Source organism: Paracoccus sanguinis, from assembly GCF_012689545.1.
GTDB lineage: Bacteria > Pseudomonadota > Alphaproteobacteria > Rhodobacterales > Rhodobacteraceae > Paracoccus > Paracoccus panacisoli.
Genome location: NZ_CP051542.1, coordinates 981653 through 1004358, shown reverse-complemented (window position 1 = coordinate 1004358; position 22706 = coordinate 981653). Strand labels below are relative to the sequence as shown.

The window sequence follows — 22706 nt, the reverse complement described above, 5'->3', positions numbered from 1 at the left end:
GGACCCTACTTAAGGTTCGAAATTATCGGAGACGCATCGCCCGCGGCCCTGACCCCTTTTGAGTGGAGTCACCGAGCCCCCGCCAATGAGTTGAGCCACCGCGTCCCACGCTCATGCGTGGAACGCCAGCGACCCCGCTGATGCGTGGAGCCGCGCGATCCCCTACCAATGCCGCAGCCGCTCGACAACGTGTCGGCGCAGGTCGAGGTCTCATGCCGCGGCTGCCCGCCACGCCGAACCCCTGCGCCATACCGGGCACGGACCAACTCCAGCGACACTGCCTCACCCCGCCCAAACCCTTCACACCCCGCCAGCCCTACAACAACCCCGTCCCCCGAAAGCTCAGCTCGCGGCTCTTGCCGACGATGATGTGGTCGTGGACCGTGATGCCCATCGTCTCGGCAGCGGCGACGATCTGGCGGGTCATGGTGATGTCGGACGCGCTGGGCGTCGGGTCGCCCGAGGGGTGGTTGTGGACGAGGATCATCGCGCTCGCATTCAACTCGAGCGCCCGGCGGACGACCTCGCGCGGATAGACCGGGACGTGATCGACGGTGCCCCGGGCCTGCTCGTCGTCGGCGATCAGCACGTTCTTGCGGTCGAGATAGAGCACCCGGAACTGCTCGATCGGGGCGTGCGCCATCGCCGTGTGGCAATAGTCGATCAGCGCCGCCCAGCTGGTCAGCACCGGCCGGTTCATCACCTTCGAGCGCGCCAGCCGCTGGGCCGACGCCTCGACGATCTTCAGCTCGGCGATGATCGCCGGACCCACGCCCTCGACCTGCCCGAGCTGGGCGGGCTCGGCCGAGATCACCCGGTTGAAGTCCCCGAACCGCTCGAGCAACCGGCGCGCCAGCGGCTTCATGTCCTGCCGCGGCACGGCGCGGAACAGGATCAGCTCGAGCAGTTCGTAATCCGGCATCGCCGCCGCGCCGCCCGCGAGAAAACGCTCGCGCAGCCGCGCGCGGTGGTCGGCGAGGTAGCTCGGAGGCCGTGCGACCGTGCGCGCGGCCATCCGTCCCGCCGAGGCGGTGGGCAGGGCAATGCACTCATCCTCGGCGCCGATCAGGCCGAAGAGCGGGGCGGGGGCTTCGTGAAAGGCGTGATTCGTGCTCATGCGCCGACGCTGGCACAGGACTCCTTAAGCCCCCGTTAACGCCGGCACGCCCCCCCTCGGGCTGGACGCAAATATCCTCGGGGGAAGCACGCGGCACGCGTGCGTGGGGGCAGACAGCCCCCACGACACCCGCGACGCCAGCCCGACGTCTCCGGTCAGGCCGACAGCCCGTCCCAGAAGCTCTTGATCTTCGAGAAGAAACTTTCCGTCTGCGGATGGTTGTCGGCGGCGATCTCGTCGAACTCGCGCATCAGCTCGCGCTGCCGCGCGGTCAAGTTGACGGGGGTCTCGACGACCAGCTCGATCACCATGTCGCCGGGCTCGCCGCCCATCCCCGCGCCGTGGCGCAAGGGCGGCATCCCCTTGCCGCGCAGCCGCATCTGCCGGCCGGTCTGGCTGCCGGCGGGCACCTTGACCCGGCTGCGGCCGCCGTCGATCGTCGGCACCTCGACCTCGCCGCCAAGCGCGGCCTTGGCCATCCCCACCGGCACCTGGCAGGCGAGCGTCCGGCCGTCGCGCACGAAGATCGGGTGCTCGCGCACCTCGACGAAGATATAGAGGTCGCCCGCCGGCCCGCCGCGCATCCCGGCCTCGCCCTCGCCGGCCAGCCGGATGCGGGTGCCCGTCTCGACCCCCGCGGGGATCGTCACCGACAGCGTCCGGTCCTCGGCCACGCGGCCGGCGCCGGCGCAGGACTTGCACGGGTTCTTCACGATCTGGCCGTTGCCGTTGCAGGTCGGGCAGCTGCGCTCGACGGTGAAGAACCCCTGGCTCGCGCGCACCTTGCCCATGCCGGCGCAGGTCGGGCAGGTCGCGGGCTCGACGGCCCCCTCGGCCCCGGTGCCGTTGCAGGCCGAACACGCCACCGCGCCCGGTACGGTGATGGTCTTGTCGAGGCCGCGATACGCCTCTTCCAGCGTCACGCGCAGGTTGTAGCGCAGGTCCGCGCCGCGCGCCGCCCGCGCCCGCCCGCCACCGCCCTGACGGGCGTTGACGAACTCGCCGAAGAGATCCTCGAACACGTCGGCGAAGGCCGCGCCGAAGTCGCCCTGCGGGCCGCGCCCGCCGAAGCCGCCGAAACCGCCGCCGCCGTTCTCGAACGCGGCATGGCCGAAGCGGTCATAGGCCGCCTTGCGCTGCGGGTCCTTGAGGCAGTCATAGGCCTCGTTCACGGCCTTGAAGTCGGCCTCGGAAACCTTGCAGTCGGGGTTGAGGTCCGGGTGCAGCGCCTTGGCCTTGTTGCGGTAGGCCCGCTTGATCTCGTCGCCGCTCGCGCTGCGCGAGACCCCCAGAACGTCGTAAAAGTCGCGCTTTGCCATCTCTGTCCGTGCCATTGCGGCCTGCCAAAGGCCGCCCCTTCACGAAAAGACCGGCCCGCGTGTGGTGCGCGGGCCGGTCCGGTCATCCCTCGCGCTTACTTGCGCTTGTTCTCGCCCAGATCCTCGAAGTCGGCGTCCACGATGTCGTCATCGACATCGCGCGGCCCGTCCTCGCGCTCGCCCGAGTCCTCGCTGGTCTGGCCGGCCTTGTAGATGGCCTCGCCCAGCTTCATCGACGCATCCATCAGGTTCTGGATGCCGCCCTTGATCTTGCCGGCATCCTCGGACTTCAGCGCCTCTTCCAGCGCGCCCGAGGCCAGTTCGATCGCCTCGACGGTCGAGCTGTCGACCTTGTCGCCATGCTCATCGAGCGATTTCTTGGTCGAGTGCAGCAGGCTTTCGGCCTGGTTGCGGGTTTCGACCAGCTCGCGGCGGCCCTTGTCGGCCTCGGCATTGGCCTCGGCGTCCTTGACCATCTTCTCGATGTCCTCGTCGCTGAGGCCACCCGACGCCTGGATGGTGATGTTCTGCGACTTGCCGGTGCCCTTGTCCTTGGCCGAGACCGAGACGATGCCGTTGGCGTCGATGTCGAAGGTCACCTCGATCTGCGGCATCCCGCGCGGGGCCGGCGGAATGTCCTCGAGGTTGAACTGGCCCAGCATCTTGTTGTCGGCCGCCATCTCGCGCTCGCCCTGGAAGACGCGGATGGTCACCGCGTTCTGGTTGTCCTCGGCGGTCGAGAAGGTCTGCGACTTCTTGGTCGGGATGGTGGTGTTGCGGTCGATCAGCCGGGTGAACACGCCGCCCAGCGTCTCGATCCCCAGCGACAGCGGGGTCACGTCCAAGAGCACCACGTCCTTGACGTCGCCCTGCAGCACGCCGCCCTGGATCGCCGCGCCCAGCGCCACGACCTCGTCGGGGTTGACGCCCTTGTGGGGCTCTTTCCCGAAGAACGCGGTCACTTCCTCGACCACCTTCGGCATCCGGGTCTGGCCGCCGACGAGGATCACCTCGTCGATGTCGCCCTTCGACAGGCCGGCATCCTTCAGCGCCGCCTTGCAGGGGTCCATGGTCTTCTTGATCAGGTCGCCGACCAGGCTTTCCAGCTTGGCGCGGGTCAGCTTGACGACCATGTGCAGCGGCACGCCGCTCTGCTTGTCCATCGAGATGAACGGCTGGTTGATCTCGGTCTGGCTCGAGGAGCTGAGCTCGATCTTGGCCTTCTCGGCGGCTTCCTTGAGCCGCTGCAGCGCCATCTTGTCCTTGGTCAGGTCGACGCCGTGCTCTTTCTTGAACTCGTCGGCCAGGAACTGGACGATCCGCATGTCGAAGTCCTCGCCGCCGAGGAACGTGTCCCCGTTGGTCGATTTCACCTCGAACAGGCCGTCGTCGATTTCCAGGATGGTGATGTCGAAGGTGCCGCCGCCGAGGTCATAGACCGCGATCGTCTTGCTGTCCTTCTTGTCGAGGCCGTAGGCCAGCGCCGCCGCCGTCGGCTCATTGATGATGCGCAGCACGTCGAGGCCGGCGATCTTGCCGGCGTCCTTGGTCGCCTGCCGCTGGGCGTCGTTGAAGTAGGCCGGGACGGTGATGACCGCCTGCTCGACCTTCTCGCCGAGGTAGCTCTCGGCGGTTTCCTTCATCTTCTGCAGGATCATGGCGCTGATCTGCGCGGGCGAGTATTTCTCGCCGCGGGATTCAACCCACGCATCGCCGTTGCCGCCGTCGACGATCGAATAGGGGACCAGCTTGCGGTCCTTCTCGACGGCCGGGTCGTTCACGCGACGGCCGATCAGGCGCTTGACGGCGAAGATGGTATTTTCCGGGTTGGTGACGGCCTGGCGCTTGGCCGGCTGGCCGACGAGCCGCTCGCTCTCGGTGAAGGCGACGATGGACGGCGTGGTGCGCGCGCCCTCTGCGTTCTCGATGACGCGGGGCTGGCTGCCGTCCATGATGGCGACGCAGCTGTTGGTGGTCCCGAGGTCGATGCCGATGACTTTGGTCATGCGATATACCTTTCTTGCGGCGATGGTGCGGGATGCGGGTCCGTCCGCGGCCCCCGCGCCCCAATCCCGAGTGTCATGCTTGGCCGCGGGGCTGCCCCCGCAGGCTTCGCAACGCTATATAGGAGGCGGTTTCGGCCGTGCAAGCCGCGCAGCCCCCCCTTGCCGAGAGGATTTTACCCGTGAAATCCGCTGCTCCGCAGCCCCCCTCCGCCCCGGCCGCGCGCCCTGCGGCCCCGCTCGATCTGGGCGGGGTGGGGGTCTGGCCTGGGCGGCTCGACGCGGGTGAGCAGGCGGCGCTGATGGGCGAGGTCGCGGCGATCTGGGACGCGGCACCCCCGGTGCGGCCGATGACGCGGTGGGGCAAGCCGCTGAGCGTGGCGATGACCTCGGCCGGCGCGCTCGGCTGGACCAGCGACCGGCGCGGCTACCGCTACGAGCCGCGCCAGCCGGACGGGCGGGCGTGGCCGCCGATCCCGGCGCGGCTGCTGGCGCTGTGGGCCAAGGTGACGGGGGCGGCGGTGGCGCCCGACTCGTGCCTCGTGAACCTCTACCGCGAAGGCGCGCGGATGGGGCTGCACCAGGACCGCGACGAGGCCGAGCTTGGCTGGCCGGTGGTCTCGGTCAGCCTCGGCGACTCGGCGCTGTTCCGGGTCGGCGGGGTCGAGCGTGGCGGCCCGACGCAGAGCCTGTGGCTCAACTCGGGCGACCTGGTGGTGCTGGCCGGGGCAGGGCGGCTCGTCCACCACGGCATCGACCGCATCCGCGCGGGCAGCTCGGACCTCGTGCCGGGCGGCGGGCGGGTGAACCTCACGCTGCGGGTGGCGGGGCCGACCGGCGGCGCATGAGGTTTCGCATGATCGTTCGCATGAACTGTGCATGAACGCTGCATGAACGCTGCGCGAACATCGGACACTTCGTGCATCGCCCCACGCCGCCCGAGGGCGCGCCTGCTCAACGCCCCGCCGACCAGCTCAACGAGACGGAATTGCGCGTCACGAATTCCGCCATCAATCCGATCATCAGCATCGCCAGGGTGAAATAGAACGGATATTCCAGATTGGAATTGCGCGGCACGTAATTGATGAAAACGAAACCGCGGGTCTGGTCGATGATATGGAACAACGGATTCCAGTCGAACATCGACAACAGGAATGTCGGCATCGTGTTGGCCACGAACATCTTGCCCGAGGCGATCATGTTCACCCGCCGCGCCAGCTGGGTGATGATCTTCCCGGCGGTCGGAAACCAGGTGTTGATCGACAGGAAGATCAGCCCGAGGCTGCACCCCGAGAACCACGAAAAGATCAGCATCCCCAGCGTCGCCGGGATGTTCTCGATCGGCTCGGGGTTCATGAAGTTGTGGTAGAGCCCGTAGATCAGCGTGGCCGACAGCACGTTCGTGTAAAGCGCCGACAGCGCCGCCCCGCTCATGGCGATGGCGGTGTTCATCGGCCCGTGCTTGAGCATCGCGCTCTGCGAGTTGCCGGCACCCGCGACCTTCCCCATGGCCTGGTTGAAGGCCATGAACATGAAGATCCCCGACATGATGAACATCAGGAAATCGCCGCGGATCGGCGAGCGCCGGACGCCGAAGATCCAGTACATCGCCAGGAAGCCGATGATCATCACCAGCGATTGCAGCACCGTCATGGCGATGCTCATCAGCGCGTTGGAGTGACCCTGGCGCAGGTTGTGCACCGTCTGGTGATAGATCAGCGCGCCGGTGGTGAACACGGCCTCGAACAGGTTGCGGGTGCGGCGCTGGACGAACATGGCGGGCGGGTCTCGGGGCTGGATGAAGGACGCCGGAACGGTCGGGGAATCGGGCCGGACGCGGGGGCGCGCTTGCTCATCGGCCCGGGGACGATCATATGTGAGGGCAGGGGATCATTCAATCTCGCCCACCCGGCCAAGGCCGCTCCGGGGGCGCTGCCGGCAGGGGATTATCCATGCAATTCGATACACTCGCCTCCGAGATGCGCCGTCTCGCGCTCGCCGCCGGGGCGCGGATCATGCAGGTCTATGACAGCCCCGAGTTCGAGGTCCGCGCCAAGTCCGACGCCTCGCCCGTGACCGAGGCCGACGAGGCCGCCGACGCGCTGATCTCGGAGGGGCTGCGCGCCGCGTTCCCGCACATCCCGCTGGTGACCGAGGAACAGGCCGCGACCCACGCCCAGACCCACGCGAGTTTCCTGATCGTCGACCCGCTCGACGGCACCAAGGAGTTCGTGCAGCGCCGCGGCGACTTCACCGTGAACATCGCCTATGTGCAGGACGGCGTCCCGGTCCGCGGCGTGGTCTATGCCCCGGCCAAGGGGAGGCTCTTCTACACCACCGCCGACGGCCGCTCGGTCGAGGAGACCGGCCCCTTCGGCCCCGAGATCGGCGCGATCCACGCGATCGGCGTCAACCCGATGCCAGACAACCGCGGGCTGATGGTCGTCGCCTCCAAGTCGCACCGCGACCAGGCGACCGACGACTACATCGGCCGCTACGGGGTGCGCGACATGACCTCGGCGGGCTCCTCGCTCAAGTTCTGCCTCGTGGCGACGGGCGAGGCGGACCTCTACCCCCGCCTCGGCCGGACGATGGAGTGGGACACGGCGGCCGGCGACGCGATCCTGCGCGGCGCGGGGGGCGAGGTGGTGCGCTTCGACGACCACACACCGCTGACCTATGGCAAGCCGGGGTTCGAGAACCCGTTCTTCATCGCCTACGCCCCCGGCGTGCTGCTGCACCCGCAGGGCTGAGGCGATGTCGGTCGTCATCGTCATCCCGGCGCGGTTCGCCTCGACCCGCTACCCCGGCAAGCCGCTGGTCGAGCTACGCGGCGCGGGGGGCGAGGCCCGCAGCCTGATCCGCCGCAGCTGGGACGCCGCCCGCGAGGTCGCCGGGGTCGAGCGCGTGATCGTCGCCACCGACGACGCCCGCATCGCCGATCATGCGGCGGGCTTCGGCGCCGAGGTCGCCATGACCAGCCCCGACTGCCGCAACGGCACGGAGCGATGTGCCGAGGTGCTGGGCCAGCTCTCCACGCGGCCCGAGATCGTCGTGAACCTGCAGGGCGACGCGCCGCTGACCCCCGCCTGGTTCGTCGAGGAGCTGGTCGCCGGCCTGCGCGCCGCCCCGGGGGCCGAGGTTGCCACGCCGGTGCTGAACGCCACCGGCGCGATGCGCGCCGACCTGCTCGCCGACCGCGCCGCGGGGCGGGTGGGCGGCACCACGGCGGTCTTTGGCGCCGACCGCTCGGCGCTCTATTTCTCGAAGGAAGTCATCCCCTACGTGGGACACGAGCTGGCGCCCGACGCCGCGAGCCCGGTCTATCACCACGTCGGCGTCTACGCCTATCGCCCGGACGCGCTCGCCGCCTATCCCGGCTGGCCCGAGGGGGTGCTGGAACGGCTCGAGGGGCTCGAGCAGCTGCGCTTCCTCGAGCAGGGGCGGCGGGTGCTCTGCGTCGAGGTCGAGGCCCGCGGCCGCGCCTTCTGGGAGCTGAACAATCCTTCGGACGTCTCCCGCATCGAATCGATGCTGGCCGAGATGGGAGTGGCCTGACCGCCACCGGTTGGTCGGCCTCAGGACCGGACAAAAGGTCGCGGCAGGCCCTGCCCGCCCCGTCTCAGCCAGATCGTTTTATGGGGCTGGTCAGCGGTTTGCCTGCCCGCTGACCGATTTAATGCTGCTTTGCGGCATTAATTTGATGACCTCCGCTGCGTCCGCCTTGCCGGTGGGAACGGAGAGGCCGATAATGTGTTCACCGGCACGGCTCGCATGCGGAGGTTCGTTGATGCAGCGCAAGGTTACCAAGGCAATCTTTCCCGTGGCCGGTCTCGGAACCCGCTTCCTGCCCGCCACCAAGTCCATTCCCAAGGAAATCATGACGCTCGTGGACCGTCCGTTGATCCAGTATGCGATCGACGAGGCGCGCGCGGCCGGCATCAAGGAATTCATCTTCGTCACCTCGCGCGGCAAGGGCGCGCTCGAGGATTACTTCGACCACGCGCATGAGCTGGAAAACACCCTGCGCAAGGCGGGCAAGGACGACCTGCTGGAACTGCTGCGGCAGACCAACATGGAATCGGGCGCCATCGCCTATATCCGCCAGCACAAGGCGATGGGCCTGGGCCACGCGGTGTGGTGCGCCCGCCGCCTGATCGGGGACGAGCCCTTCGCGGTGCTGCTGACCGACGACGTGATCGCCGGCGACCCGCCCTGCCTGCAGCAGATGATCGAGGCGCACCGCGAAACCGGCGGCAGCATGGTCGCAACGATGGAAGTCCCGCGCGAGAAGACCAAGTCCTACGGCGTGCTCGACGTGGCCGAAGACATGGGCGCCATCGTCCGGGCCCGGGGCATGGTCGAAAAGCCCAAGGATAACCCGCCCTCGAACCTCGCGGTGATCGGGCGCTACATCCTGGCGCCGACGGTCATGGACAACCTCAACAAGCTCAAGCAGGGCGCGGGTGGAGAGATCCAGCTGACCGACGCCATCGCCGACGAGATCGAGGAAGGCCGCCCCGTGTTCGGCCTGCGCTTCCGCGGCCAGCGCTACGACTGCGGCTCGAAGGCCGGGTTCCTGCAGGCGACGGTGGCCTTTGGCCTCGCCCGCGAAGAGCTGCGCGACGAGTTCGCCGACTACCTCGCCGACGTCATGGCGATGCGCAAGGCTGCCGAGTAAGGCATGGCCGACCGGGTTCTCGTGACCGGCGGCGCCGGCTACATCGGCTCGCACGCCTGCAAGGCGCTCGCGGCGGCGGGGTTCATCCCCGTCACCTACGACAACTTCTGCACCGGCTGGCGCGAGGCGGTGAAGTTCGGCCCCTGCGTCGAGGGCGACCTCGCCGACCGCGAGCGGCTCGATGCGGCGTTCCGTGAGCATTCGCCGGTGGCGGTGATGCACTTCGCCGCGCTGAGCCAGGTCGGCGAGGCGATGCGCGAGCCGGGCAAATACTGGCGCGGCAACGTCGCCGCCTCGTTGACCCTGATCGAGGCGACCGTCGCCGCGGGCGTGCGGGACTTCGTCTTCAGCTCGACCTGCGCCACCTACGGCGACCACGACGGGGTGGTTCTGGACGAGGACACGCCGCAGTACCCGCTCAACGCCTATGGCGCGAGCAAGCGGGCGATCGAGGACATGCTCGCCGACTTCGGCGCCTCGGACGGGCTGCGCTCGGTGATCTTCCGCTACTTCAACGTGGCGGGCGCCGATCCCGACGCCGAGGTGGGCGAGTTCCACCAGCCCGAGACCCATCTCGTGCCGCTGATCCTCGACGCCATCGACGGCAAGCGTCCGGCGCTGACCATCCACGGCACCGACTATCCGACCCCGGACGGCACCTGCATCCGCGACTACGTGCACGTGGTCGATCTGGTGGCGGCGCATGTGCTGGGGCTCGACTGGCTGCGCCGCTCCGATGCCTTCCCGCAGGGCGGGACCGAGGTCTTCTGCCTCGGCACCGGCAACGGGTTTTCGGTGCGCGAGGTGGTCGACCAGTCGCGCTGCGTGACCAACCGCGAGGTGCCGATGGTGGATGGTCCGCGGCGCGCGGGCGATGCGGTCAAGCTCGTCTCGGGCAGCGAAAAGGCAGGGCGGGTGCTCGGCTGGCGGCCGGAACGCTCGACCCTGCCGCTGATGATCGCCGACGCGTGGCGCTGGCACCAGACGGGGCACTACGCGGCCTGAGATGGGGGCCGCGCCGTCCGCTCCGCCCACCGCTGATCCCGGCAGACGCCGCCCCGGCGCGGCGCTGCGGCTCGACCTGCGGCGCCGACGCATCCTGTGGGCGGCATTCCGCAGCCGCCGCGACCTGACCCATGTTGCAGGCCCCGTCCCGCCGCCGCGCGGCAGGGTGCTGGCCGTCGCCGTGGTGCGCAACGAGATGGGGCGGCTGCCGCACTGGCTCGACCACCACCGCCGGCTCGGGGTGCGGCATTTCCTGATCGTGGACAACGCCAGCGACGATGGCGGGGCGGCCTGGCTGGGGGCGCAGCCGGACGTGACGCTGTGGACGACCGCGGCCAGCTATCGCGGGTCCCGGTTCGGGCGCGACTGGACGAACTGGCTGCTCTCGCGGCACGGCGCGGGACGCTGGTGCCTGACGCTCGACGCCGACGAGCTGTTCGGCTTTCCCCACGACGACCGGGCGACGCTCGACGACCTGACCGCCGAGCTGGACCGGCGCCGGGTGCCGGCGCTGGGGGCGTTGATGGTCGAGCTGTTCCCGCAGGGGCGGCTCGACCCCGGCGGGCTGGGGTCCGAGGCGGCGCTGGCGCGGCTCAAGTGGTTCGACGCCGGCCCCTATCGCTGCCGGGTGCAGGCGCCGCTCGGCAATCTCTGGGTGCAGGGCGGGGTGCGCGACCGGGTGTTCTTCGCCGACCGCCCGCACCGGGCGCCGACGCTGAACAAGCTGCCGCTGGTGCGCTGGCGGCGCGGCTACGCCTATGTCAACTCGACCCACTCGATGCTGCCGGCGCGGCTCAATGCCTTCTGGAACGGGCCGGGCGATCCGCGCCTGTCGGGCGCGCTGCTGCACACCAAGTTCCTGCCCGAGATCGTCGCGAAATCCGCCATCGAGCGGACCCGCCGCCAGCATTTCCACGACCCCGACGCCTTCGACGACTACTACGCCGCCCTGGGCGCCAACCCCGACCTGTGGCACCCCGGCGCGGCCCGGCTGGCGGGCTGGCAGAGCCTCGTTGCCGCAGGGCTGATGGCGACCGGGGGATGGGGGGGCGGGTAGCCGGCCCGCGGGGGCGCGTGCCGCAACCCAAGCGGGCAATATCAACGACTTTTGCAATTTACCTGACGTTATCGACAGGTGTTTATACTGCCGAGTTGGCGTATAGCTCAGGCTAAGGCCAACCGGGGTTTCCTTGGTTACGTTTTGAAGTCGGGATATTGTTTTGTCTGGTGTTCTCGATCGTCTGGTTGGCCTTTTCAGACTTCGTGTCGCGCGGCAGTACTATGTTGCGCGGGGGATGCGCCGGGCCCGCCGGCTCTCTTCCGTAACCGATCGCACGCGGCTGATCGGCCCGCGCAGCATCCTCTGCTTCGTCACCCTGCGGAACGAACAGCCGCGGCTGCCGTATTTCCTCGACTACTACCGGCGCATGGGCGTCGGGCATTTCCTCGTGGTGGACAACGCGAGCACCGACGGCGGGCGCGACTATCTGGCCGCGCAGCCCGACGTGTCGCTGTGGACCACCTCTGAAAGCTACAAGGGCGCGCGATTCGGCGTCGACTGGATGAACGGCCTGCTGCGCCGCTACGGGTCCGGTCACTGGTGCCTGACCGTCGATCCCGACGAGTTCCTCGTCTATCCCCACGCCAACACCCGCCCGCTCGGGGCGCTGACCGACTGGCTCGAATCGTCGGGGCACCGCGCCTTTTCGGCGATGCTGCTGGACATGTATCCCAAGGGCTCGGTCGCCGATCAGCCCTACGCCGAAGGCCAGGACCCGTTCGAGATCGCCGCCTGGTTCGATCCCGCCAACTACGCGATCCGCAAGAACCGTCGCTTCCGCAACCTGTGGATCCAGGGCGGGCCGCGGGCGCGGGTGTTCTTCGCTGACCGCCCGGCCGCGGCGCCTGCGCTGAACAAGATCCCCCTCGTGCGGTGGGAGCGGCGGTTCGCCTATGTCAGCTCGACCCACATGCTGCTGCCGCGCTCGCTGAATGTGGTCTATGACGAGGACGGGGGCGAGATGGCCTCGGGCGCGCTGCTGCACGCCAAGTTCCTGTCCACCTTCGCGGTGAAGTCCGCCGAAGAGCTGGACCGCCGCCAGCATTACGCCGACAGCCAGGAATACCGCGCCTATCACCAGGGGTTGCAGGCGGCGGTCGATTTCTGGTCGCCGCACTCGCGCCGCTACCGCGACTGGCGGCAGCTCGAGGATCTGGGGCTGATCTCGCGCGGGAACTGGGCATGAGCGGGCCGGTCCGCGCCGGGTCCGCGCTCATCCCACGACCGTCGCGCGGGGCGACGGTGTCGGCGCTGCCCGTCCGCGACGGCTGGGTGGGCGCGCCTGCCAACGCCGCCGTGCGGCTGGGCGTCGTCATGCTGTGCCACGACCGGCTGCCGCTCGCCGCGCGGATGGCGCGGATCTGGGCCGAGGGCGGGGCCTGCGTGGCGATGCACGTCGACGCCAAGGCGCCCGAGGCCGAGCTGGCCGGGATGCAGGCCGAACTCGCCGACCTGCCCATCACCTTCGCCCCGCGCCGGGGGTGCAGCTGGGGTACCTTCAGCCTCGTCGCCGCGACCCAGGATGCGGTGGCGGCGCTGCTGGCGGCGCACCCCGACCTGACCCACGTCCTCCTCGTCTCGGGGGCCTGCCTGCCGCTCAGGCCGGTGCATGAGCTGCGGCTGTTCCTCGCCCGCGATCCCGACGCCGACCACATCGAAAGCGTCAACGTCCGGGACGTGGACTGGACCGTGGGCGGGCTGAGCGAGGAACGCTTCACCCTGCATTTCCCGCTCGCCTTCCGGCAGAACCGCAAGCTCTTCGACCGGATGGTGGCGTGGCAGCGCCGGCTGGGGCTGCGCCGCAGCCTGCCGCAGGGCGTCGCGCCGCACATCGGCTCGCAATGGTGGTGCCTGACGGCGCGGACCCTGCGGGCGATCCTGTCGGACCCGCGCCGGGCCGAGTTCGACCGCTATTTCCGCCACGTCTGGATCCCGGACGAGAGCTATTTCCAGACCCTCGCCCGCCGCCATTCGGTGACCATCGAAAGCCGGTCGCTGACGCTGGCCAAGTTCGACAGCAACGGCAAGCCCTACGTCTTCTACGACGACCATCAGGCGCTGCTCGAGAACTCGCGCATCTTCGTCGCCCGCAAGATCTGGCCCGGCGCGCACGGGCTCTACGCGGCCTTTCCGATGGCCGCCGAGGGCGAGGCCCAGCACGACGAGCCCGACACCGAGCGGATCGAGGCGCTGCTCGACCGGGCCGCGCAGCGCCGCCGGACGGGGCGGCCGGGGCTCTACATGCAGAGCCGCTTTCCCCGCAAGGACGCCGAGAACGGCAAGACCTCGCAGCCCTATGCGGTGGTCTATGGATTGGGCGACGTCTTCGTCGGCCTGCGCGGCTGGCTCGCGGCGGCCTCGCGCCGCGAGGTCCACGGGCACCTGCTGTCGAACGACGAGATCGAGTTCGCCTCGGGCGAGGCGGTCGGGCCCGGCGCGCTGTCGGCCAATCCGCGGCTGCGCAACATCGACCCGCAGGGGTTCCTGACCTCGCTCATCCGCTCGTCGGGGCCGATGCCGACGTTCCTTTACGCGCCGCGCGACCACCAGGGGCTCAACTGGTTCATGGCGACCGATCCGAACGCGCGGATGTTCGTGCTGACCGGGGCCTGGCTGGTGCCGCTGCTGCAGTCGGGGATGCCGTTCGACGACATCCGCCGCATCGCGGCGCGGTTGCAGCGGGCCGAGGCGGAGTATCTGAAGATCCTCGATTCGGTCTGGGTCAAGGCGCAGGTGCGGCGCTGGGTGCTGACCGACATGATCTCGGCCCCCGACGAGCCGCTGGCCGAGCTGATCCAGACCCTGAGGCCCGAGTGGGGCGACCGCCTGCCGCCGCCGCCGGGCGTGCAGGACCTGACCGGGGCGGCCGACCTGTTGACGCGGCTGCGCAATGCCGGGCTGAAGCCGCGCGGCATGGGCAATGCCCGGCTGCTGCGCGGACTGGGCGAGACCGCGCCCCCCGCGCCCGACCCGCGCGCCGCGCGCGAGCGGTGGCGGGGGTTGGCGAGCTGAACCCTCCGCCCCGTCCCGCGCGTTGCCGTGCGGATTTCACGCACCCGCCCGGTTGACCTTGCGCGCGCGGCGTCCGACCGTGCGCCCGCCCCGCACCCGCCGCGGCAGCAGACCGCCAGGACCGCCCCATGCCCCAGTTCACCAGCTTCGTCATCTTCGCCGGGATGCGGACCGGGTCGAACCTGCTCGAGGCGACGCTGAACGCCCACGACCTCGCCTGCTTCGGCGAGGCCTATAATCCCTACTTCATGGGCTGGCCGGACCAGGCGACGCTCTACGACATGACGCTCGCTGATCGTGAGGCCGATCCGCTGGCGCTCTGGCAGCACATGGCGCGGGCGCGCAAGGTCAAGGGCTTCCGCTATTTCCACGACCACGACCCGCGGGTGTTCGAGCCGGTGATGGACGACCCGGCCTGCGCCAAGATCGTCCTGACCCGCAACCCGGTGGACAGCTTCGTGTCGACCCAGCTCGCCTATGCGACCGACCAGTGGAAGCTGAACGAGACCGAGGTGCCGATCCCGGCCCGCATCGCCTTTGACGCGGCGGCGTTCCGCGAGCATCTGGCCGCGACGCAGGGCTTCCTTGAGCGCATCCAGCACGGGTTGCAGCGGCGCGGGCAGACGGCGTTCTGGCTCAGCTACGACGACCTGCGCGACGCGGGCGTGATGACCGGGCTCGCGCACTGGCTGGGGCGGACCGACCTCGCCCATGTCGAGCCGGCCCAGGACCAGGTGCCGCAGAACCCGCGCGAGATGGCCGACAAGGTCGAGAACTTCGCCGACCTGCAGGCCGAGATCGCCGCCGCCGACCCGTTCCAGCTCTTCCGCATCCCGGGGTTCGAGCCGACGCGGGGACCGGCGGTGCCCTCTTTCCAGACGCTCGAGGCGGGGCAGGGGCTGCTGTTCATGCCGGTGCGCGGCGGGCCGTCGGCGCAGGTGGAGGCATGGCTCGGCGCTCTCGGCCCGGTCGCGGGCGAGCTGACGCAGAACGCGCTGCGCCAGTGGAAGCGCGCCCACCCCGGCCACCGCAGTGTGACGGTGCTGCGCCACCCGCTGCCGCGCGCATGGGCGGCGTTTCACGCCATGCTCTCGGGCCGCAAGCCCGAGCTGCGGGCGGTGTTGCGCGACGTGCACCGGGTGCCGCTGCCGCCCGACGACGCGCTGGGCGCGCTGGACGAGGCCGCGCTGGTGCCGCTCTTCGCGGCCTTCCTCGATTTCCTGCGCCGCAACCTGAACGGCCAGACCGGCATCCCGACCCATCCCGGCTGGGCCAGCCAGTCCGAGGTGCTGGCCGGGTTCGCCCGCTTCGGCGCCCCCGATCTGGTGGCGCGCGAGGCGCGGATGCAGGATGAGCTGGGCTTTCTCGCCCGCAGCGCCGGGATCGACCGCGACGGCCCGGCGCCCGAGCCGGTGCCGGCGGTGCTGGATGATCCGGCGCTGCGCAAGGCGGCGCGGGCCGCCTATCTGCGCGACTACGTGGCCTTCGGGTTCGACGACAGGCCCTGATCGATCCGCTCGCCCAGCAGCGGCGCGGCGCGGTCCAGCGCCAGCGCGCTGCGCGAGAAGACCAGCGGCGAGCGCAGCCCGGCGATCCCCTCGGGCGCAATCTGCATCCCGCGCGCCACCACCTGCGGCTCGGCCAGCGCGTCGGCGACGGTGTTGATCGGGCCGACCGGCACGCCGGCGCCTTCGAGCGCGGCGATGACCTCGGCCCGGGTCCGCGCGCCGGTCGCCGCCGCGATGATCGGCGTCAGCGCGGCGCGGTGCGCCACGCGGGCGGGGTTCGTCGCATAGGCCGGATCGGTGTCGAGCGCCCCAAGCCCCAACGCCCGGCACAGCCCGGCGAACTGCCGGTCGTTGCCGCAGGCGATGATGACGTGCCCGTCGGCCGCCGGAAACACCTGATAGGGCACGATGTTCGGATGCGCGTTCCCGAGCCGCGAGGGCGCCGTCCCGCTGTGCAGGTAGTTCATCGCCTGGTTGGCCAGCACCGCCACGCCCACGTCCAGCAGCGACAGGTCCACCCGCTGCCCGCGGCCGGAACGCGCCCGCTCGGCCAGCGCCGCCTGGATGCCGATCACGCCGTAAAGCCCGGTGAAGATGTCGATCCAGGCCACCCCCACCTTCTGCGGCTCGCCCCCCGGCTCGCCGGTCAGGTCCATGATCCCGCACATCCCCTGGATCAGGAAGTCATAGCCCGGCTGGCTCGCCCGCGGCCCGTCCTGGCCGAAGCCGGTGACCGAGGCATAGACCAGCCGCGGGTTCGCCGCCGCCAGGCTCTCGTAGTCGAGGCCGAAGCGCTTGAGCCCGCCTACCTTGAAGTTCTCGACCACCACGTCGGCGGTGGCGATCAGCTCTTTCAGCCGGGCGAGGTCGTCGGGGTTGCCGAAGTCGCAGGTGATCGAGGTCTTTCCGCGGTTGGCGGCGTGGAAATAGGCCGCCACCCGCTCGGTTCCCCCGTCCGGGCGCGGCCGGTCAAGGAAGGGCGGGCCCCAGCGGCGGGTGTCGTCGCCCTCGGGCGCCTCGATCTTGATGACCTCGGCGCCCAGATCGGCCAGCGTCTGGCCGATCCACGGGCCGGCGAGGATGCGCGCCAGCTCGACGACGCGCAGCCCTTTCAGCGGGCCGTCCCTCGCCACCGCGGCTGGCCCGTCGCTCACGCGAAGGCCTGCAGGCCGGTGATGGCGCGGCCGAGGATCAACGCGTGGACGTCATGCGTGCCCTCATAGGTGTTCACCGTCTCGAGGTTCGCCGCGTGGCGCATCACCTGGAACTCTTCGGCGATGCCGTTGCCGCCGTGCATGTCCCGGGCGACCCGCGCGATGTCCAGCGCCTTGCCGCAGTTGTTGCGCTTGACGATGGAAATCATTTCCGGCGCCGCCTGCGCCGCGTCCATCAGCCGCCCGACCTGCAGCGAGGCCTGCAGCCCCAGCGTGATCTCGGTCATCATGTTGGCGAGCTTGAGCTGGTAAAGCTGGGTGTTCGCCAGCGGCCGGCGGAACTGCTGCCGGTCAAGCCCGTACTGCCGCGCGGCGTGGAAGCAGAACTCGGCCGCGCCGAGCACCCCCCACGAAATCCCGTAGCGGGCGCGGTTGAGGCAGCCGAACGGCCCCTTCAGCCCCTCGACGTTGGGCAGCAGCGCATCCTCGCCCACCTCGACATCCGACATCACGATCTCGCCGGTGATCGAGGCGCGCAAGCTCAGCTTGCCCTCGATCTTCGGCGCCGACAGGCCCTTCATACCCTTCTCGAGGACGAAGCCGCGGATCTTGCCGCCATGCGCCTCGGACTTGGCCCAGACCACGAACACATCCGCGATGGGCGAGTTCGAGATCCACATCTTCGACCCGTTCAGCACATAGCCGCTCGCGGTCTTCTTGGCCGTGGTCTTCATGCCGCCGGGGTCCGAGCCCGCGTCCGGCTCGGTCAGGCCGAAGCAGCCGATCCACTCGCCCGAGGCGAGCTTGGGCAGGTATTTCTGCCGCTGCTCTTCCGAGCCGTAGGCGTAGATCGGATACATCACCAGCGAGGACTGCACCGACATCATCGAGCGATAGCCCGAATCCACCCGCTCGACCTCGCGCGCGACCAGCCCGTAGCTGACGTAGGAGGCGCCGAGCCCGCCGTATTCCTCGGGGATGGTCACGCCCAGAAGGCCCATCTCACCCATCTCGGCGAAGATCGCGGGGTCGGTCTTTTCCTCGCGGTAGGCGGCGATGACGCGGGGGGCGAGCTTTTCCTGCGCATAGGCGCGGGCCGAATCGCGCATCATCCGCTCGTCCTCGGACAGCTGCCCGTCGAGGCGGAAGGGGTCCTGCCAGTCAAAGGCGGTGAGGTCCGGGGCGTCCTTGGGTTTCAGCGTGGCCATGCGACTCTCCTGATCGGGTGAGGGGAACCGGGGCGCGCGTGCGCCGCCCGGTTGCGACATTGGGCTTGTCATAGCCCACCGTCCCCCCGCAAAACAGCGCCATCTGATCGCCGGTTGTTGAGTTTTCCGCATGAACCGTGCCCGCCACACCCCCACCGTCGCCGAGCTGTCGGCGCTCGTCGCCTGCGCCCGGCTGGGGACGGCGGCGGCGGCGGCCGAGACGCTGGGGCTGACGCCGAGCGCGGTCAGCCGCTCGATCCGCGGGCTCGAGGACCGGCTGGGGGTGGCGCTCTTCGCGCGGCGCCGGCAGCGGCTGGTGCTGTCGGACGCGGGCCGCGCGCTGGTCCGCGATGCTGAGGCGATCCTGGGCCAGATCGACGCCTCGGCGCGGATGGTCATGGCCTTCGGCGGCTCGGGCGCGGTGCTGCGGCTCGCGGTGCTGCCGACCTTCACCGCCGCATGGCTGATCCCGCGGCTGGCCGATTTCGCCCGCATCGCGCCCGAGGTCTCGCTGGACCTGACGGCCGAGCTCGGGCCGGTGGATTTCGACGCCGGCCCCTTCGACGCGGCGATCCAGCGTGCCGACCTCGCCCGGCCGGGGACGGTGGTGACGCCCTTGGCCGCCGAGCGGCTGGTGGTCGTGGCGGCGCCCGCGCTGGCCGGGGCGGGGCTTCTCGACCCCGCGGCCGTGGCGCGCCTGCCTCTGATCCAGCAATCCACCCGGCCGCGGCTCTGGGCCGACTGGTTCGCGGCCGCGGGCGCGGGGCCGGAACCCGCTCACCCGCGCGGGCCGCGCTTTGCCCAGTTCGGCATGATCCTCGCCGCCGCGCGGGCCGGGATGGGGGCGGCGATCCTGCCCGACATCTTCGTGGCCGAGGCGCTGGCCGACGGCAGCCTTGCCCTTTTGTCGCAGACGGCGCTGCCCGGCCCCTCGCCCTATGCGTTGATCCGCCCCGACCGCGAGCCCGGCCCGGCGCTCGCGCGGCTGGCCGCCTGGCTCGAGACCGGCGCGCCGGGCTGAGGCCCCGGCCTTGCGGGCGGCCGCGAAGGCGCAGAGACTGCCCGCAGCCATCCGAAACCGGAGCGCCATGCCGTGACCGACCTCGCCCCCCCACGCCCGACCCGCCTCGACGCCGCCAATGCGGCGCCCGATCCCGCCCCCGAGGACGCCCCCGAGGACGCGCTGGCCGACGAGCGCCGCGATACCATCCTGAGCGCGATCACCGTCGCGGGCATGGCGCTCGCGGCGCTGGCCACCTGGGTGGTGCCGCAGCCGGCGCTGGCGTGGACAGGGATCGTGCTGGTCTATCTCGCCGGCGGCATCCCGCCCGCGGTCGAGTCGCTGACCCGGCTGGTCCGCGAGCGCGAGATCGACATCGACCTGCTCATGGTCATCGCGGCGCTGGCCGCGGCGGCGGTGGGCGGGGCGCTGGAAGGCGGGGTGCTGCTCACGCTCTTCAGCATCTCGGGCACGCTCGAGACCCGCGCGATGGGCAAGGCCCGCCGCGCGGTCGAGGCGCTGATGGCGCTGCGCCCCGACACCGCGCTGCGGCTCGGCCCCGGCGGCGAGGTCACCGAGGTCGCGGTCGGCACGCTGGTCGCGGGCGACCGGGTGGTGCTGCGCCCCGGCGCGCGGGTGCCGGTCGACGGCGTGCTGCGCGAGGGCACGGCGAGCGTCGACGAATCCACCATCACCGGCGAATCGATGCCGGTCGCCAAGGAACCCGGCGCGCGGATGCACGAGGCGACGGTGAACCTCGACGGGGTGCTGACGGTCGAGGTGCTGCGGCCGCTCTCGGAAAGCACGGTCGCGCGGATGATCCAGATGGTGACCGAGGCGCAGGCGGCCAAGGCCCCGGCCGAGCGCTTCTCGGCCTGGTTCGGGCAGCGTTACACCATCGCCGTGCTGCTGGGCGCGGTGGTGGCGCTGCTGGCGTTCCGGGCGCTCGGCCACGGCTGGGACAGCGCGCTCTATCGCGCGGCGACGCTGCTGGTCGCGGCGAGCCCCTGCGCGGTGGTGATCTCGGTCCCCGCGGCGATCCTGTCGGCGCTGTCGGCGGCGGCGCATGGCGGGGTGCTGTTCAAGGGCGGGGCGCCGCTCGAGGCGCTGGCCAAGGTGGACAGCTTCGCCTTCGACAAGACCGGCACGCTGACCACGGGTCGGGCCGAACTGACCGGCCTCTGGGCCGCGGACGGGGACGAGGACGGGCTGCTGTCCCGCCTTGCCGGGATCGAGGCGCAGTCCGAGCACCCAATCGCCGCCGCGATCCGCCGCGCCGCCGCCGCCCGCGGCCTGACCCCGCCGGCGGTCAACGACCTGAAGAACAGCGCCAGCGAAGGGATCGAGGGGCAGGACGCCGAGGGCCCGCTCTGGGCCGGCAACCTGCGGATGGTGGCGCGGCACGGCGCGGTGCTGCCGCCGGCGGCCGAGGCCTTTGCTGCGGGCGATGCGACGACGGTCTATCTGGGCCGCGGCGACCGGCTGCTCGGGGCCGCGACGGTGGCCGACCGGCCGCGGGAGACCTCGGCCCCGGCGCTCGCTCAGCTGCGCGCGCAGGGGGCGGGGCTGGCGCTGATGACGGGCGACCGCCGCGCGGTGGCGCTGCGGGTCGGCCGGGCGCTCGGGTTCCGCGACGACGAAATCCACGCCGACCTTCTGCCCGAGGACAAGGTCGAGCTGGTGGCGGCGCTGGCCGCCCGGGGCCCGGTGGCGTTCGTCGGCGACGGGGTGAACGACGCGGCGGCGCTGGCGCGGGCCGACGTGGGCATCGCCATGGGGGCGGCGGGGTCCGACATCGCGCTCGCCACCGCCGACGTGGCGCTTTTGGCCGAGGACATGACCCGGCTGGTCGCGGCCCGGGCGCTCGCCCGGCGCACCGACCGGATCATCCGCCAGAACCTGACCTTCGCGCTCGGCGCGATGGTGGTGCTGGTGCTCGCGGGCGCGTTCCTCGCCCTGCCGCTGCCGCTTGCCGTGATCGGGCACGAGGGCGGCACGCTGCTCGTGGTGCTGAACGGGATGCGGCTGCTGGCCGACCCGATCCGGCGGCCGGGCAGGGCGGCCGGGGTGTCCGGCGCACCCCGCCCGGGGGGAGCGCCGGCCGCGGCTCAGCCGGCGCGGCGGTAGAGGCGATAGTCGCGGCTGCGCAGCGGCAGCGTCTCGCGCAGCGCCCAGCCCGCGCCCGGCGACTTGGCGCCCGGCACGATCAGCGTGCCCTCCGGGTGCGCCCCCCCCCATGCTGCCGCCGCCGCCGCGTCGGGCAGCAGGGTCACCGGCGCGGTGAGGCGGGCGGCGAAGTTGAACTCTCCGGCATAGTCGGCGGCCATGAGGGCGAGGCCGTCGCCCTCGCGCCCCGCCAGACGCGCCGCGATGGGGGCCGTGTCGTAGCGCGCGAACAGCACCGGGGCGGCGGCGAAATGCAGCCCCAGCACCGCGCCGAGCGCCAGCGCCGGAACGCCCGTCGCGGGCGGCAGGCGCCAGAGCCCCAGCACCCCGGCCATGAGGCTGACCCCGGCCAGAACTAGCGCCGCGGGCGGCAGCGGCGGCAGCGCCCCCAGCCGCCCCGCCGCCGCCACGATCGGCAGCGCCACGACTCCGATGAGCGGCAGGGCCAGCAGCGCCCTCCGCCACGGCGAGAGCGCCCGCCCCGGCACCGTCGCCGCCAGCAGCGCCAGCGCCGGCATCTCGGGCAGCAGGTAGTGCAGCTGCTTGCCGCTGATGAGCGAGAAGGCCGCCAGCGCCGCCGCCATCCACAGCCCGAGCATCCGCCCCGCCGCGCGCCCCGGCTGCGGCCGCCCCGGCAGCCAGCCGAAGGGCCAGACCATCAGCGGCAGCAGCGCGAGGTAGAACCACACCGGCCGCCCGTGGTCGAAGGCCGAGACGACGCGCCCGGCGCTCTGCCGCCACAGCACCTCGACCCCGTAGGCCTCGCCGCCCGTAAGCAGCGCCGGGACCAGCCACAGCGCCGCGATCCCGGCCCCGAGCACCAGCCCGCGCGCCGCCATCCCGGCCGTCGCGCGCCAGCCGGTCCCGCGCCACCACGGCTGCGCCAGCAGCACCGGCAGGACGTGGATCAGCACCACCGGCCCCTTCGCCAGCGCCCCGAGCCCGAGGCCCAGGCCCACGAGCCGCCAGTCGCCGCGCAGCACCCCGATCAGCGCCGTCAGCACCGTCGCGGTCAGAAGCGCGTCGAACATTGTGGCCGAGCCGAAGGTCAGAAACAGCGGCAGGGTGGCGAGGATCAGCATCGCCCGCGGCGCCCGCCCCGGCTCGCCGGGCCAGAGCTGCCGCGCCATGACCCCGGTCAGCGCCACGCTGAGCACCGCGGCCGCCGGGCCGACCAGCCGGGCGGCGAACCCGCTGACCCCGGTCACCGCCCACACCGCATCCATGAGCCAGAACAGCAGCGGCGGCTTGTGGCCATAGACCGCGCCGTTCAGATGCGGGACGAGGTGCTCGCCGCGGGTCACCATCTCCCACGCGACGGCGAGGTAGCGGGTCTCGTCCACCGGCGTCGCCGGGCGCAGCAGGATCAGCGTCAGGGCGGACAGGGCAAAGAGGGCGACCGGCAGGGCCAGCGCCGCGCGGCGGCTGAGGGGCATCGGGGGTTCTCGCAACGGACTGGCGCCCCTGCTGGCA

Annotated in this window: 18 protein-coding genes; 11 read left to right on the top strand and 7 right to left on the bottom strand. The window is 71.1% G+C overall.

Annotated elements, in window-relative coordinates; translation table 11 throughout:
• Nucleotides 1-316: 316 nt before the first annotated feature.
• From radC to dnaK, 3 genes are all read right to left on the bottom strand, one after another.
• Nucleotides 317-1117 carry a RadC family protein gene (gene radC, locus HGN31_RS04820; RefSeq protein ID WP_168782497.1) on the bottom strand — a complete coding sequence of 267 codons (801 nt, stop codon included), beginning with the start codon at nt 1115-1117 and terminating at the stop codon, nt 317-319.
• 155 nt (nt 1118-1272) lie between these two features.
• Entirely contained in the window at nt 1273-2436 is a 1164-nt protein-coding gene (gene dnaJ, locus HGN31_RS04815; RefSeq protein ID WP_036701028.1) for a molecular chaperone DnaJ, read from the bottom strand.
• Between the two features lie 95 nt (nt 2437-2531).
• On the bottom strand, nt 2532-4442 hold the full coding sequence (dnaK, locus tag HGN31_RS04810; RefSeq protein WP_036730829.1) for a molecular chaperone DnaK: 1911 nt from the start codon (nt 4440-4442) through the stop codon (nt 2532-2534).
• A gap of 179 nt (nt 4443-4621) precedes the next feature.
• Here dnaK and HGN31_RS04805 point away from each other — a divergent pair, with 179 nt between their 5' ends.
• Nucleotides 4622-5287 carry an alpha-ketoglutarate-dependent dioxygenase AlkB family protein gene (locus HGN31_RS04805; protein ID WP_168782496.1) on the top strand — a complete coding sequence of 222 codons (666 nt, stop codon included), beginning with the start codon at nt 4622-4624 and terminating at the stop codon, nt 5285-5287.
• A 106-nt stretch (nt 5288-5393) separates the two neighbouring features.
• Here HGN31_RS04805 and HGN31_RS04800 read toward each other — a convergent pair whose 3' ends face one another.
• On the bottom strand, nt 5394-6215 hold the full coding sequence (locus tag HGN31_RS04800; RefSeq protein WP_168782495.1) for an ABC transporter permease: 822 nt from the start codon (nt 6213-6215) through the stop codon (nt 5394-5396).
• A gap of 176 nt (nt 6216-6391) precedes the next feature.
• On the opposite strand from HGN31_RS04800, the gene cysQ reads away from it, so the two are divergent.
• The 8 genes from cysQ to HGN31_RS04760 all read left to right on the top strand — a co-directional run bounded on the left by cysQ (nt 6392) and on the right by HGN31_RS04760 (nt 15705).
• On the top strand, nt 6392-7192 hold the full coding sequence (gene cysQ / locus HGN31_RS04795; protein ID WP_168782494.1) for a 3'(2'),5'-bisphosphate nucleotidase CysQ: 801 nt from the start codon (nt 6392-6394) through the stop codon (nt 7190-7192).
• Nucleotides 7193-7196: 4 nt separating this feature from the next.
• Nucleotides 7197-7997: a 3-deoxy-manno-octulosonate cytidylyltransferase gene (locus HGN31_RS04790; RefSeq protein WP_168782493.1), complete on the top strand. Its 801-nt coding sequence runs from the start codon at nt 7197-7199 to the stop codon at nt 7995-7997.
• Nucleotides 7998-8229: 232 nt separating this feature from the next.
• Nucleotides 8230-9120, top strand: a complete 891-nt coding sequence (locus HGN31_RS04785) for a UTP--glucose-1-phosphate uridylyltransferase (protein WP_036701039.1) — start codon at nt 8230-8232, stop codon at nt 9118-9120.
• A gap of 3 nt (nt 9121-9123) precedes the next feature.
• Nucleotides 9124-10125 carry a UDP-glucose 4-epimerase GalE gene (gene galE / locus HGN31_RS04780; protein ID WP_036707580.1) on the top strand — a complete coding sequence of 334 codons (1002 nt, stop codon included), beginning with the start codon at nt 9124-9126 and terminating at the stop codon, nt 10123-10125.
• A gap of 1 nt (nt 10126) precedes the next feature.
• The gene (locus tag HGN31_RS04775) at nt 10127-11182 is read left to right on the top strand and encodes a glycosyltransferase family 2 protein (RefSeq protein WP_168782492.1); all 1056 of its coding nucleotides are present in this window, start codon (nt 10127-10129) and stop codon (nt 11180-11182) included.
• A 238-nt stretch (nt 11183-11420) separates the two neighbouring features.
• A complete protein-coding gene (locus HGN31_RS04770) occupies nt 11421-12371 on the top strand; it encodes a glycosyltransferase family 2 protein (protein ID WP_168782491.1) in 951 nt (316 codons plus the stop codon).
• Nucleotides 12368-14197 (top strand): beta-1,6-N-acetylglucosaminyltransferase, encoded by a 1830-nt coding sequence (locus HGN31_RS04765; protein ID WP_168782490.1) that lies wholly within the window; start codon nt 12368-12370, stop codon nt 14195-14197. The genes HGN31_RS04770 and HGN31_RS04765 overlap by 4 nt, the downstream gene beginning before the upstream one ends.
• A gap of 128 nt (nt 14198-14325) precedes the next feature.
• Nucleotides 14326-15705, top strand: coding sequence for a hypothetical protein (locus HGN31_RS04760; protein ID WP_168782489.1), 1380 nt, complete (start codon nt 14326-14328; stop codon nt 15703-15705).
• On the opposite strand, the gene HGN31_RS04755 is transcribed toward HGN31_RS04760, so the two are convergent.
• Nucleotides 15672-16838 carry a CaiB/BaiF CoA transferase family protein gene (locus HGN31_RS04755; protein WP_168783810.1) on the bottom strand — a complete coding sequence of 389 codons (1167 nt, stop codon included), beginning with the start codon at nt 16836-16838 and terminating at the stop codon, nt 15672-15674. The genes HGN31_RS04760 and HGN31_RS04755 overlap by 34 nt on opposite strands.
• Before the next feature lie 17 nt (nt 16839-16855).
• Complete coding sequence (locus tag HGN31_RS04750) at nt 16856-18067, bottom strand: acyl-CoA dehydrogenase (protein WP_043132280.1); 1212 nt, start codon at nt 18065-18067, stop codon at nt 16856-16858.
• 130 nt (nt 18068-18197) lie between these two features.
• Here HGN31_RS04750 and HGN31_RS04745 point away from each other — a divergent pair, with 130 nt between their 5' ends.
• Together HGN31_RS04745 and HGN31_RS04740 are read left to right on the top strand one after the other, a co-directional pair.
• A complete protein-coding gene (locus tag HGN31_RS04745) occupies nt 18198-19088 on the top strand; it encodes a LysR substrate-binding domain-containing protein (protein ID WP_168782487.1) in 891 nt (296 codons plus the stop codon).
• Nucleotides 19089-19301: 213 nt separating this feature from the next.
• Nucleotides 19302-21194: a heavy metal translocating P-type ATPase gene (locus tag HGN31_RS04740; protein WP_168783809.1), complete on the top strand. Its 1893-nt coding sequence runs from the start codon at nt 19302-19304 to the stop codon at nt 21192-21194.
• Here the strand turns inward: HGN31_RS04740 and HGN31_RS04735 are convergent.
• Nucleotides 21176-22669, bottom strand: a complete 1494-nt coding sequence (locus HGN31_RS04735; protein ID WP_168782486.1) for an ArnT family glycosyltransferase — start codon at nt 22667-22669, stop codon at nt 21176-21178. The two genes, HGN31_RS04740 and HGN31_RS04735, sit on opposite strands and share 19 nt — an antisense overlap.
• Nucleotides 22670-22706 lie beyond the last annotated feature (37 nt).

Coding starts and splice junctions, on each gene's coding strand:
- HGN31_RS04735 (WP_168782486.1), bottom strand. CDS start 22,669: ATGCCCCTCAGCCGCCGCGCGGCGCTGGCCCTGCCGGTCGCCCTCTTT.
- HGN31_RS04800 (WP_168782495.1), bottom strand. CDS start 6,215: ATGTTCGTCCAGCGCCGCACCCGCAACCTGTTCGAGGCCGTGTTCACC.
- HGN31_RS04775 (WP_168782492.1), top strand. CDS start 10,127: ATGGGGGCCGCGCCGTCCGCTCCGCCCACCGCTGATCCCGGCAGACGC.
- HGN31_RS04745 (WP_168782487.1), top strand. CDS start 18,198: ATGAACCGTGCCCGCCACACCCCCACCGTCGCCGAGCTGTCGGCGCTC.
- HGN31_RS04770 (WP_168782491.1), top strand. CDS start 11,421: ATGCGCCGGGCCCGCCGGCTCTCTTCCGTAACCGATCGCACGCGGCTG.
- HGN31_RS04790 (WP_168782493.1), top strand. CDS start 7,197: ATGTCGGTCGTCATCGTCATCCCGGCGCGGTTCGCCTCGACCCGCTAC.
- HGN31_RS04740 (WP_168783809.1), top strand. CDS start 19,302: ATGGCGCTCGCGGCGCTGGCCACCTGGGTGGTGCCGCAGCCGGCGCTG.
- galE (WP_036707580.1), top strand. CDS start 9,124: ATGGCCGACCGGGTTCTCGTGACCGGCGGCGCCGGCTACATCGGCTCG.
- radC (WP_168782497.1), bottom strand. CDS start 1,117: ATGAGCACGAATCACGCCTTTCACGAAGCCCCCGCCCCGCTCTTCGGC.
- cysQ (WP_168782494.1), top strand. CDS start 6,392: ATGCAATTCGATACACTCGCCTCCGAGATGCGCCGTCTCGCGCTCGCC.
- HGN31_RS04760 (WP_168782489.1), top strand. CDS start 14,326: ATGCCCCAGTTCACCAGCTTCGTCATCTTCGCCGGGATGCGGACCGGG.
- HGN31_RS04785 (WP_036701039.1), top strand. CDS start 8,230: ATGCAGCGCAAGGTTACCAAGGCAATCTTTCCCGTGGCCGGTCTCGGA.
- HGN31_RS04750 (WP_043132280.1), bottom strand. CDS start 18,067: ATGGCCACGCTGAAACCCAAGGACGCCCCGGACCTCACCGCCTTTGAC.
- HGN31_RS04765 (WP_168782490.1), top strand. CDS start 12,368: ATGAGCGGGCCGGTCCGCGCCGGGTCCGCGCTCATCCCACGACCGTCG.
- dnaK (WP_036730829.1), bottom strand. CDS start 4,442: ATGACCAAAGTCATCGGCATCGACCTCGGGACCACCAACAGCTGCGTC.
- dnaJ (WP_036701028.1), bottom strand. CDS start 2,436: ATGGCAAAGCGCGACTTTTACGACGTTCTGGGGGTCTCGCGCAGCGCG.